10 protein-coding genes are annotated in these 12,336 nt (G+C 61.7%); 4 read left to right on the top strand and 6 right to left on the bottom strand.

The genetic code is table 11. The features are described 5' to 3' along the window. Positions 1-162 precede the first annotated feature (162 nt). On the top strand, positions 163-1,155 hold the full coding sequence (locus GCT19_RS23765; protein ID WP_018433260.1) for an ABC transporter substrate-binding protein: 993 nt from the start codon (positions 163-165) through the stop codon (positions 1,153-1,155). A 78-nt stretch (positions 1,156-1,233) separates the two neighbouring features. Here GCT19_RS23765 and GCT19_RS23770 read toward each other — a convergent pair whose 3' ends face one another. Both GCT19_RS23770 and GCT19_RS23775 read right to left on the bottom strand, forming a co-directional pair. Continuing rightward, on the bottom strand, positions 1,234-2,076 hold the full coding sequence (locus GCT19_RS23770) for a 4Fe-4S dicluster domain-containing protein (protein ID WP_035490562.1): 843 nt from the start codon (positions 2,074-2,076) through the stop codon (positions 1,234-1,236). Then, positions 2,073-5,030 (bottom strand): molybdopterin-dependent oxidoreductase, encoded by a 2,958-nt coding sequence (locus tag GCT19_RS23775; protein WP_152853267.1) that lies wholly within the window; start codon positions 5,028-5,030, stop codon positions 2,073-2,075. The genes GCT19_RS23770 and GCT19_RS23775 overlap by 4 nt, the downstream gene beginning before the upstream one ends. A gap of 311 nt (positions 5,031-5,341) precedes the next feature. Here GCT19_RS23775 and GCT19_RS23780 point away from each other — a divergent pair, with 311 nt between their 5' ends. Then, positions 5,342-5,884, top strand: a complete 543-nt coding sequence (locus GCT19_RS23780; RefSeq protein WP_018433257.1) for a MarR family winged helix-turn-helix transcriptional regulator — start codon at positions 5,342-5,344, stop codon at positions 5,882-5,884. 94 nt (positions 5,885-5,978) lie between these two features. Here the strand turns inward: GCT19_RS23780 and GCT19_RS23785 are convergent, their stop codons facing one another. The 4 genes from GCT19_RS23785 to GCT19_RS23800 form a co-directional block, all read right to left on the bottom strand. Next, entirely contained in the window at positions 5,979-7,088 is a 1,110-nt protein-coding gene (locus GCT19_RS23785; protein ID WP_018433256.1) for a Gfo/Idh/MocA family protein, read from the bottom strand. An 80-nt stretch (positions 7,089-7,168) separates the two neighbouring features. Further along, positions 7,169-7,678, bottom strand: a complete 510-nt coding sequence (locus GCT19_RS23790) for a nuclear transport factor 2 family protein (RefSeq protein WP_018433255.1) — start codon at positions 7,676-7,678, stop codon at positions 7,169-7,171. A gap of 92 nt (positions 7,679-7,770) precedes the next feature. After that, entirely contained in the window at positions 7,771-8,814 is a 1,044-nt protein-coding gene (locus tag GCT19_RS23795; protein ID WP_018433254.1) for a homogentisate 1,2-dioxygenase, read from the bottom strand. Between the two features lie 150 nt (positions 8,815-8,964). Then, positions 8,965-9,912, bottom strand: coding sequence for a 3-keto-5-aminohexanoate cleavage protein (locus GCT19_RS23800; RefSeq protein WP_018433253.1), 948 nt, complete (start codon positions 9,910-9,912; stop codon positions 8,965-8,967). A 296-nt stretch (positions 9,913-10,208) separates the two neighbouring features. Here GCT19_RS23800 and GCT19_RS23805 point away from each other — a divergent pair, with 296 nt between their 5' ends. Together GCT19_RS23805 and GCT19_RS23810 are read left to right on the top strand one after the other, a co-directional pair. Continuing rightward, complete coding sequence (locus tag GCT19_RS23805) at positions 10,209-10,751, top strand: MarR family winged helix-turn-helix transcriptional regulator (protein WP_026228247.1); 543 nt, start codon at positions 10,209-10,211, stop codon at positions 10,749-10,751. Positions 10,752-11,165: 414 nt separating this feature from the next. Further along, the gene (locus GCT19_RS23810; protein ID WP_018433251.1) at positions 11,166-12,323 is read left to right on the top strand and encodes a substrate-binding domain-containing protein; all 1,158 of its coding nucleotides are present in this window, start codon (positions 11,166-11,168) and stop codon (positions 12,321-12,323) included. Positions 12,324-12,336 lie beyond the last annotated feature (13 nt).

A 12,336-nucleotide genomic window follows, 5' to 3' on the forward strand; every position in this document is an offset into this window, starting at 1 on the left:
ATAGTATGATCTCAAATACGATCGATCTATATCGAATGATGCGATGGAGAATTGAAGATGTCAAGGAGCAGGGTGTTTCCGAGGTTTTCCCTGCCACGCCGTATTGTTCCGATGTATCCCGCTGCTTCCCGCCTTGAACTACCGCAGTAATCAGGAGAAAACATGAGCAAGCTTCAACTATCCGTGGCCGTGGGCAACTATGACCGCATCCGCCCTCTCGTCGACGGCGAGGTTCAGATCGAGGGCGTGGACCCTGTGTTCATGCTGCAGGATCCCGAAGAAATTTTCTTTCGCGCTTTCCGGCACGCCGACTATGACGTCTGCGAGCTGTCGCTCAGCAGCTATTCGGTGAAGACCGCTGCGGGCACGTCGCCGTATATCGCCGTGCCGGTCTTTCCGTCGAGGGCCTTTCGGCATACGTCGATCTACGTGCGCGCCGATCGGGGAATCGAGCGACCGGAAGATCTCAAGGGAAAGCGCATCGGCGTCCCCGAGTACCAGCTCACCGCCAATGTCTGGGTGCGTCTGTTCCTTGAGGAAGAGTACGGCGTCAAGGCTTCTGACGTAACCTGGGTGCGCGGCGGCTACGAAGACGCGTCTCGGGTCGAGAAGATCAGGCTGAACCTGCCGCTGGATGTCAGGCTCGAAAACGCGCCGGAAGGCAAGACGATTTCGGGCCTGCTGGCCGATGGGGATATCGATGCCGTGATTGGTCCGCGTGCGCCGTCCTGCTTCGACCGGGGACATCCGCAGGTCAAGTACCTGTTCGACGACCCGCACAAAACCGCCGCCGAGTGGTACTCGCGGACCAGACTGTTTCCGATCATGCACACGCTCGGTGTGCGCAGGACGCTCGCGGAGCAGCATCCGTGGTTGCCCGGCGCGTTGCTGAAGGCGTTCGAAAAGTCCAAGGCTCTCGCATTGTCCCGGCTTGGCGACACGTCGGCGACGAAAGTGACGTTGCCGTTCGTCGAGGACCAGCTTCGCGCCGCGCGCAATCTGATGGGAGCGGATTTCTGGCCTTACGGCTTCGCCAGCAACGAACACGTCGTCAACCGGTTTCTCGAACGGCACCATGCAGAGGGCTTGTCGAGTCGCCGGCTCGAAGCGCGCGATCTGTTCCATCCGGCCACGCTCGAAAGTTTCGCGATTTGACGCCCGCGCCTGCCCGCGTGCCTGCCCGTGCGCGGGCCGGCTCGTTCTCTCCAGAACGTTCCGGTCCGCGCGTGTGCATCAATACGTCAGCGTGCCGAGGTTAATGCTGCCTGTGCGTTGCCGCGTCGCGACGAGTTTCTCGCTACCGTCCTTGCGGACTCGCAGCTCGATTAGCGAGGTGGGCGCGGTGAGGCCGGAGAATCGGAAGTCACCGAAGTGGTCGGTCGTCGTCGCGCGAGTTTCGTCACTCGCGGAATCACGCAGCAGGACCTCGACATCCGCCAGATTGCGCATCCGTCCGTCGCTCAGGATTTCGCAGACGTTGCCGGCCACCAGATGGCTCAACGCGTCGTCGAGATGCCGGTAGAAGACGCGCGGCTGAGTGCCGAACTCGGGGTGCAAGACCGAAAGCTGCTCGTCCTTCACGAGTTGCGCGAGTTCACCGGCCGGCACGTTCAGCGCGCGAATCGCTCTCGTCGGGCAGGCCTGCGCGCAGCGCGGCTCTTTCCATCCGGCGTCGAGCAGGTGCGCATCGAAATTCCAGTTCTGCGGCACCTGTTCCTGCTCGTTCCATTCGATCATCCCGTACGGGCAGCTTTTCACCAGATCACGCCTGCCGCGCGATTTCTCCGGGTCGATCACGACGATACCGTCCGCACGCTTGTAGATCGCGCCGTCCGAAGCTTTCACGCACGGCGCGTTATCGCAATGATTGCATGCCTTCGGAATATATGTGACGTCGACGAGCGCGCCTTCACCCCGCACCTGACGCTCGACGCGGATCGTGTCGAGTCCATCCGGGGGATGGGGGGCCGAATAGCCCGGGAAGGTATTGCCCGAGTACTCGTCCTTGGTTGCGATGACGCAGTTTCGACAGTTGATACAGAGTGAAACGTCGATCAATAGTGCCCAGTTGTTCATGCTGCGTTCTCCCATGCCGAGTCCCATTTCTCCACCTCCACCCAGCAGCTGTTGGGCATGATTCCGTCCGCGGTCGCCGACATCTTGCGGCCGGGCGTCAGCAGATTCAGACATCCACCACGATCGACGAGGCCGATGGAGGTTTTGATGAGGTCGAGCTCGGCGCACGATTCGTTGCCGCGCGCAACACCATCCCTGATCAGTTGCGACACATCGAGCGCGCAGATGACCGACGCCTGCGCGTTGTGGACACGCACCAGATCGCCCGAGCGCAGCCCGCGTGCCGCCGCATCGGTCACGCTCATGCGCAGGACCCAGTATCGATATCCGCCGACCTCGAGCCGGTGCTCGTTGATCGTGCTGATATGGCTGTTCTTGCCGTCCGCCTGCGTATGGAAGCTATACACAGGATGGTTGGTGACGAGCTGCAGCGGATAGCGCCGTTTGATCGCACTGTCGCGGTTCATATACCGGTTGATGGCCGGACGCGCGGGGTCTGTCATCTCGATGCGGCGCAGACTCGACGGAACGAACTCGAACTTGCCGGACTGCGTCGGCAGACCCTCGCCGAATTTTGTCGCGTACACACCCGGTAGCGGATTCGCCTCGGGCAGATCCTTCGCGCGGCCTTCAGCAAACCAGCGCATGTCGACGGGCGGACGGTCGTCGTCCGCGGGCGGCGGCACGACGTGATAACCCTTCTTCAGGAATTTCTTCCACGTGGTCTGCTTCGGCAGGTCGGTGGAGTTGAACATCCGCTCGCACCACGTCAGTTCCGAGCCGCCGCCTTCCGAGTACATCCCGCCGTAGCCAAGCCGCGTCGCGATGTCCAGAAAGATCTGGTAGTCCGAACGTGATTCGCCAAGCGGCTCGATGCATTTGTGCTGCATGATCATCATCCGGTGATTGAGCTGAGTCTGCGCGTGCTGGATGTAGCCGCCGCAGTTGGCCCATTCGGAGATGTCGTCGCGTTCGAGCGCCGTGCAGGCCGGCAGGATGATGTCGGCGAACTGCGCTTCGTTCTCCATCCAGACCGACTGGTTGACGACGAACTCCAGCGAGGCATGGCGATACGCATCGACGAGCCGGTTCGATCCCGGGACCGTGCCGAACGACGAGGAGCCGTAGCGGTACAGCATGTGCACCGGCGAATAGCCCGGACGCGGATACGAGTAGTAACCGAACTGGCCTTCCGTCGAGAAACCCTCCCACAGGTAGCCGTCCGCATGGCCCTCGGTGATGGCTTCGGCGAACCGCTGGCGCGGAATCGACTGCTTGACCGGATTGATCGTGATGATGTGGGGCATCCGGCAATAGTTGTGCGCCGCGCTCGCGGTGTAATTCAGGTCGCCCGAGATGCCGCCCTCGGCGTAACCGGGGAAATAGAAGTTCAAATCCTGAGGCGCGCCGATCTGCAGGTTGCCGAAGTTGATGCCGGGCTTTCCCCAGCCCTGCATCGCCATCATCATGACGACGTTGCGCGCCCACTGGGCGCCGGTCTCCGTTCGGCATGCACCGCCGAAGCCCGCGCCGAGGCCGCCTGCCGCGAGGTAGGTCTTCTTCGATGCCCACAACTGGGCAAGGCTGCGCACGTCCTTCGCCGGAATACCGGTTTCGGCTTCCTGCCATTCGGGCGTTTTCGGCGTGCCGTCTTCTTCGCCGAGCACATAAGCGCGCCACTCGTCGAAGCCGGTCGTTTTCGAGGCCACGTATTGCTTGTCGTACGTTTCGTTCACCATCCATTCGTGCATGATGGCGATCGAGAAAGCAGAGTCGGTGCCGGGGCGGATCGGCAGCCACTTGCCGCCCAGCAACTGGGCCGATTGCGTCAGGTACGGGTCGATGTGGACGAAATCGATACCGAGCTGCTTCGCCCACAGCCGCCGCTGCGTGCCTTCGAAACCGGCATAGACGCCGTTGGTGGATTCGGGGTCGCTCGACCAGAAGACGATCGCCTCCGCATGTTCGAGGCAATCCTCGGTCGTTCCGTAAAAGCTCGGTGTGCCGAGACGAAGACTGTTGCCATAGTGATGCATGGCGCCCCAGTACCAGCCTTCCCAGCTGATCGGACTCATCTCGACGCGCGTGTAGCCGATCAGGTTGCCGAAGCGCTGCATCGCGCTCAGGTAGTAGTTAATGTTGCCCCACTGATGATGAGCGCCCGTGGCCATTGCGATCGCGCCGGGCCCATGCTGCTGCTTCATGCGGCTGATCTCGCCCGCGACGATATCGAGCGCTTCATCCCAGCTGATACGCTCGTAGCCAGAGATGCCGCGGTTCTGGATATTGCGCGCGCCGTTCGGATCGAAATCGACCCGCTTCATCGGGTAGAGGATGCGCTTGTCGGAGTACACCAGCGATTTCAGCGAAAGCGCATGCGGACTCACGGTTGCGCGGCGCGCCGGCGAAAACTGGCGCCCGCGCGCGCTGATGGTCCAGCTGGGCCCGTCTTCGTCGACGAGGTCGATCGGCGTGGTGCGGACGATCTTGTCGTCCTTCACGAAGACGAACACGGGGCCGCCGTTGGTAAGGGTCACGTAGCGGGTCGTGCCGTCCTTCATCACGGTGCCCTTGCGCCAGGAAGCCGTCTTCATCGTATTGACCAGCTGGCCAAACCAGACGAGCGCCTCATCGCTGCCACCCTGCGTGATCTTGAAGTTCTTCAGTGCATCGATAAGGAACGCGTGATCCGTCGTCGGCGCGAGCATCCGGCGCGCGGTGGGCACGTCCATGAAGACCAGCTCCGCGTCTGGCGCGGCATACGGTCCCCAGCTTCCGGACACGCTGCCGTCCTTGAAATGAAGTTGACGCGCGAGGCTGTTGTCGCGCAGCCGCAGCTGGATCACCCAATGCCCCGAGGCGAGGTGCTTGCGCATCTGCGCGGACCTGCGTGCCGCCATCCGGAGAACGAATGGCATCAGCCAGAGTATCAGTAGAAGGAGTTGTCGTTGCATGCCAGTCTCGAATCTGAAATTGCTTGTGACGAGCGATATCGCCGCTAGCGGGAGGGAAGGGGAGGCGTCGCCAGCCTGAATTCGCACCTCGTTTCCATGCCGCGCATGTTGTATGATCTCCATCAAGGCGGATCATCTCCGAAAAGATAATTCCGTTTAAGATCGATTCATATCGAATGATGTGATTCGGGATTAACAAAGTCAAGGACGCCAGGGAATGCCCTGGTGCGTTGGCTCGACGATCGTTCCACCCGAGCAACGCGTTGCTCGGGCGACCGGCCGGCCCCCTCTTGAAGTCGAGGAATGAGCGAATGTCAAAGAGTCATTCGAATGCAGTCAAGGCGGAGCTGGAGGGCGGCGGCGCGTCGGCCGTGCAGGCGGTAGCGCAGCCATCCGGCGTCTTCGACGACCGCGGCAGAACCGTTCCGTGGATGACGAGGACGCTGTACCGGCTCTACGATGCCGAGGCGCAAAAGGTGCTGGACAAGGAAAACGTCTCGCTGTCGCATTGGTTTTACCTGCGGGTACTCGCCGAGCGCGGCGAGATCAACCAGCTGGAGTTGAGCAAGCGGGTCGGCATGGCCTCCACCACGGCAGTGCCCGCGCTCGACAATATGGAAAAGCGCGGTCTCGTGCGACGCACGCGCGATCCCAAAGACCGGCGCAAGTACTACGTCAGTCTGCAGGATAAAGGCCGGCGCCTCGTTGAAGCGTTGCTGCCCGAACTGACCGACATGATTGCCGCGTCGCGCGAAGGCATTTCGCAGAAAGACATGCGTACCGTCTGGAAAGTGATGCACCAGATCGAGAGGAACCTGAACCGAGCGTCCGAAGACGATTCCGTCGTCGACTGATCGTGCGGCCAACGCCACACCTGCGCGAGTACGCGGCGAAGCGCTGCATGAGCCTGCCGGACGCACCGCTCCGGCAGGCCACCACTTGCCTCACTCACCTCACCCGCACCCGCTGACCCGTTTCGCTCGATCGCCCGATCGCGTGGAGCACTTCGTGAAGTGCGCGGGCATGATCGAAGCTGGGTGCGCTACGGGTGCCATTGCGCAAGTCGTCGCCCATCAACCGGTAAATGCCTGCGACGTTTCGCGCGGCAACCGCCTCCGCTGAAACGGAAGACGCGGGCATCGGGATCTCCAGTTCCTCATACCCGTCCTGGCCCTTGCGGCCCAGCTCGACGCGCAATGGCGAGATGTTCACGACCGGAACGAAGTCGTTCGTTGCGGTGACCCGCAGGTCTGCCTCGGTGCCGTAGATTTCCCAGAGGAACTTCGTGCCGCGCGGCACACCGCCGCGCAGCTCGAACGACAGCGGGGCGCCGGACTGCAACACGGCGTTGGCCATCACGTGGTCGGGCGTTTTCATCTGCACGGGCTCGCCCGATTCGATGGTGCGCACTGTCTGGCGGCGTTGTGAAAGCACGGCGTCGATGCGCTCGACGGGGCCGAGTACCGCCTGAATCGCGGCAAGCGCATGGCCGCCGATCACCGACAGCAGCGTTGCGCCGTTGCGGTCGTCCATCGCGTAGGTGTCGCCTTTCAGGATCTCGTCACCCCAGCTGACCCCAGCGCTGATGTATGTCGACGACAGGACGTCGCCGATCTGACCGTCGGCGACGAGCTTGCGGATGAACTGCACTTCGGGCGACGCGAGCGCCTGTGTGCCCACAACAGCCAACGCGTTCTCTTCGTTCGCGAGCCAGGCTAGCGCGGCGGTCTCTTCGAGCCCATTGCCGAGCGGCCATTCGCAATACACGCTTTTGCCGGCCTGCAGGGCCGCCGTGACCACCTCCCGGTGATACGGAACCTTGACAGTGACGACGACGACGTCGATGTCCGGCGACGCGACCAGCGCCGCAACGCTTTCGAACGCGCGCGGTACGCCGTATGCGGCAGCGGCGCCCTTCGCGCTGTCGAGCGTCGTATTGGCCACGCCGACGAGCTCGAACACATCGCCTAACGCCCGCAGCGCGGGAAGATGGGCAATCGCGGCCCAACCGCGTTCGGCGCTCAGACCGATGATGCCCAGACGAAACGGCTTTTTCATTGAATCCTCTGACCTATGGGTACAACTCAGTGACTGATGAATTCTCTTTGCCTTCGATCGCGATTTCGGCTCGCGTTGCATCAGACGATCCGATATCCGTAGGAAGGGTCTTCCTTGCCACGGCGGCCCACATTGGAATTCTCGAGTGGCGCCTGACCATCTGGAACCGGGTCCGAGCGCTGCGAATCGAGCACGACCATCCGGTCGGCGATGCGCCATTCGCCGTGTCTTCGCTCCATACGGTCGACGTAGCGAATGAACACGACCCAGTCCATCGCGGGCCGCTCGCCATCGGGCCTGGTTCTGTGTCTTGCTTGCGCATAGTGTTCGGCGAACCCAACGTCACCTTGCACCTCGACATACTGGTTGCCGGTGAAGTGCTGGGTGGATTCGAACTGCGGCAGCAACTCGGCCGCCCATTCGATGAAGCCTTCGACGCCACCGTTATAGGCGCCATGCCGGTCAATCGCATCCGGGTGGTAGCACGAGCGCACGAGATCCCAGTCCATGCGGTCGATGCCGCGGCAGTAGCGGATGTGGACGCGGCGGATGTCCGCTTCGTCGAGCAATGCCTGAAGTTTCGCTTCCAATGTCGTTCTCCTCGTTCAGGGCGTCGGTGGGGAAACGCAAGCAGCTGTTCCTAGAATGCCGTGACTCATTCGTTTGCCGTATAAATCAGAATTCATTGGCCCGCGCCCGGATGCGGCTCGTAGTTGCCGGTTTCCATCAGTTGCGAGACGGCAAGCGCCTTCGGCGTCCAGCGCAGCGTCGCGCGCGTCTCCAGCAGCCATGCCTCGTAGCCTTGCGGAACGTCCTCGGAAGGACCGTGGTGAATCACGCCCTTTGGCACCCAGGTCAAGGTTCCCGGCTCTTTGCATCCACCCCAGGCGCCGGGTCCGCGCACGTAGCAAACGACCTCGTCGAAATCGGCGTTGATGTGAATCGGCGGCCGATTCCCGAGGCGAGCGCTGAGGTTGAACATCAACAACTCGCCCGTGTTCGACGACAGAAAGTGACTCGGCGGCCCCCCCTCCGGCAAATAAGAGTGCGTTTGGATCTTCGTCAGATTCAGTTTCCAGACCGGCACGCTGTCGGAAAGGCGAACGCCGAGAGACAGCGGATCGTGTGGCATGACGAAGACTGTGTTCTCGCCGTCGAGCGTTCTCAGGATCAAACGGGTCTGGCCGCCAGCCGGGATATCCGGGTCGATCTGCGCATACTTCACGTCCCTTGCGGTGTTGATCATGCCGGACGGGGCAGGGGGCGTGAGTTTGACCGCCGCGGGACTCTCCACGATTACGCTGCGCATCGCATCGCCCTGCGGCGCGTATCGATAGGCGATCGCGCGCGGTATGCAGACGAAGTCGCCTTCTTCGGCGATCAGGCTGCCAACGTCGGTCTCGAACTTGACCGTGCCTGACTGTATGAAATGAATCTCATCCGCCTCGACGTTGCGGACCACGAACGGCATCGGTTGCCGACGGCCCGAGACGTGCAGCTTCACGCCGAGACGCGAGGTCGCCACGGTGGTCGGGAGGGCTTGCGGGTCGCTCGCGTCGTCGGGCGTCAGCCGTTCGAGGACCGCTCTGCGCGGCGCGTGCGGCCCCTCGACGGAAAGGTAGTCGGGCGCATATGTCGACCGCGTCACGACCGACAGTGCTCCGAGAAATCCGTCCCGTGTCCACAACTGCACGGGGGGCGCCGCGGCCCCAGTCTCATCGTTCATTTGTCACTCTCCTTTTGCTCTGGAATGCTCATCTTCGATGCGAACCATGAACCTGATGGACCTGGCCAGTCGCATCCTGGCCAGGTGCCCGAGCCGCTGCATCGTCCGTTGTCGCGGGCAATCCGCGAGTTGGTGAGCCGCGCGGATCGTTCAGTTGCGCGCCGGCTTGCCGACCAGCTGCCGGTAGTCGTTGGCCGAGGCCGGCTTGCGCCCGAGAAGCCCCGCGATATCGCGTGCCATGTTGAACATCTCCAGGTTGTCTTTCAGGCGCTCGTCACTGTTCGGGTACTTCCACGGCGTATCTTCGGTGCCGATCCGGATATGCAGGCCCATCATCGTGGCCAGCGTCGTCATATAGAGCGATGCGCGGCCCGCTGCGCAAACGCTGATGACTGAGGTCGGATCGATCTTGCGAATCTGGTCGACCATCAGGAACATGTGTTGCGTCATGTCCTGGGCGTCGCTAACCCAGGTGCCCGATACCAGCGTACGACCGACGTTGAACGGCAGGCCATAGAGAATCAGCCAGTTATACGGCTTTTTCAGAATGCCAGTATCGATCAGTTTGCGCTTCGCGAGCTCGATTTCGCCAGAGCTGTGCACGGCCAGTTCAGGCTTGACGCCGGTTGCCTCGAGTTCCGTGACGGCGGGCACCATGAATGCTTGCGGGTGGCCGGGCGCGCACGGTGCGACCTCGCACTGACCTGCGCGGGCGGGGCTCACGCACATGTCGAACGACGAGCCGTTGAGGACGTTCAGATTCGGCACGAAGTCGTTGCCGAAGCGCGCTCGCAGCGGTTCGAGGACCGCGCCATACGCTTCGACCGGCGGGATGTCGCGGTCGAGTCGCCGCCCTTTTTCGTCCGTCATGAACGAGAAGTCGATGTGCACGCCGCAGGCGCCCGCTTCGATCACGCTCGACGCCGCGTCCACGTACTCGGCAAGCGACGTGGTGCTCTCGAAGCGCCCGGAAACGGCCGCGTTGATGGCGATCTTTTCCGGCACGTCCCATTTTGGCTGCAACTCGGCCCCGGCAATGAACTGGTACTCCTCCATTTCACGCTTGGCGGCTTCCCACAGTGACAGTTTTTCGCTCATGACAATCCTCGACTCAGGGTAGTAAAGGTTGGAAGTCCATATATTTCGAAGTCCTTCTGACTTGCGAGCCCCGTCTTGCTCATGCTTGCGCCGGGGCAAACTCGAATGCAAGGGCTCGTCGTCGCTTTCGCAATCAAATCAACTTGATTAAAATGGTTTTTCATCAAATCGATTTATATCGAATGATGTGTCTTGGGATTAATTAAGTCAAGCGATGCAGGGTATTCCCCAAGGCTGGGCCGGATATGCCGCGTTTTGCGACCGCCTGCCAGCATCCATTCGTCGAGGAGTGAGCGATGGCCAAGCTGTGCCCAGCTGTAAACGACGCTTATGAGGACGTCCGGGAACCCGCTGGCGGTTCGGGGCGGGGTGATCCGTCGAAGGTTCTCGACGAGCGGGGCAGAACGGTGCCGTGGATGATGCGCACGCTCAACCGTTTCTACGACGTCGAGGTGCAGAAAATTCTCGGCAAGGAAAAGGTCTCGATTGCGCATTGGTACTACCTGAGGGTGCTGGTCCAGCGCGGCGAGCTCAACCAGCTGGAACTCAGCAAGCGTGTCGGGATTGCGTCGACCACCGCTGTCCCCGCGCTCGATAGTCTGGAAAAGCGCGGTTTGCTGAAGCGCCGGCGCGACCCGAAAGATCGGCGCAAGTACTACGTCGGTCTGACGGAAGAAGGCAGAGGACTGGTCGACGAACTGATGCCCGCGATCATCGCGATGATCGCAAGGTCGCTCGACGGCGTCGCCGAGGATGAGCTGGATGTCTTCTGGGAGGCGTTGCATCGGATCGCGCAAAACCTGGCTGCGCGAACCAATGACGATGCAATCGTCGATTAGCCTTCGCGCGCGCGTTCGCCGAAGCGGCATTCGTGGACGCCGGCGGGGGGGGGATGGGGACTTTTCGCCCCGATAAATCAGGGCTAGGGACATTCCCCAGGAGCCTTGACTTTGCAAATTCCGAAACACATCATTCGATGTAAATCGATTTGCTATCGCATGATTTTAACTCAAATCATGCGATAAAACGGTTGAGACGGGTCCGGTGCCGGCCGTGGCAATCGTCACCGCCAGTATGCCGGATTGACAGGATTGCACTACGTCACGATTCGCGGACCTCATTGCAATCCTGCATGTAGTTAGTAGAGCGATGTATCTGGAAGTCCGCCATCGGTGCACGGTCATACCGTACACGGCAGGCATGGGTCCGATGGGACTTCGGGCTGCAATTCAACCACGACATTGAGGATCATCATGTTCGACCTGCTGCTGAAATGGACCACCACGGGCCTCGCGCGAGGCTTTCGCGCCGGGGAAAGGCCCCGCTCGCCGCGAGAGTCTCGCCGCATGCTGAAAAAACTCGGCGCATTGTTCGTCACCTGCCTGGTCTGCATGGGCGCCCACGCCAATGACTCCGTGACGAACCATCAGGGCGACATCGCACCGCTGTGCGGGACCAAGCCGATGACCATCGGCGTGTCGGACGGCTACGGCGGTAATACCTGGCGCAAGACCGGCTTCGCCGAAGTCAAGGACGAACTGAGCCGCTGCAAGAACGTCAAGCGGATCATCTACAGCAACGCGAACGGCGACCCGCAGAAAGCGAACTCGGATATCAACAGCATGGTTGCTCAGGGCGTCAACGTGCTGATCCTGCTGCCGGATTTCGGCGCCGTGCAACTTCCCGCGATGCGCGCGGCAATGAAGGCGGGTGTCGCTGTCGTGCCGTATTCCGCGCAGATCGCGGGAGTGCCTGGGCGCGACTATGTCGTCAACGTGGTGGGAGATACGAAGCAGATCGGGATCCTCTGGGCCGACTGGCTCGGCGCGAACGTGAAAAAGGGCAACGTGGTATTCCTCGGCGGCGGTCCGGGCGCGGCCCCTTCGCAGAACTTCATGGATGGGCTGAGGGACGGCCTCAAGCGGTATCCGGACCTCAAGCTGTTGAATGAGCAGTTCGTCGTCACGAACTGGAACCCCGTCGACGCGCAAAAGGCGACGGCCGGCCTCATCGCGAAGTACCCGAAGATCGATGCAATCGTCACGGACTACGGCGTGACCGCGCTCGCGGCGACCAAGGCGTTCGAGCAGGCGCATCTGCCGGTGCCAGCCGTCGCGACGATTGCGAGCGACAACGACCTCAATTGCCACTACCTGTCCGCGAAAAAAGGCGGCACGGCATTTCCCTACTACACGCTGGACGGCACGACCTCCTACGTGCGCTTTGCAGTGCGGCAAGGCGTAGCGGCCTACCAGGGCACGGCCGACAAGGAGTCGCCGTCGATTCTCCCGTTCGCCTACGCGGACAGCGCACGGGGTCTCGATCCGAAGTGCGACCCCAGCGCGCCGCCTGACGCGGACCTGTCCTCGTCCCTTCCGGGCGAGAAGCTGAAGGAAGTCTTCGCGCAGTAATCGTTCAGGAAGA

The sequence above is a fragment of the Paraburkholderia atlantica genome, assembly GCF_009362785.1.
Classification (GTDB): domain Bacteria; phylum Pseudomonadota; class Gammaproteobacteria; order Burkholderiales; family Burkholderiaceae; genus Paraburkholderia; species Paraburkholderia atlantica.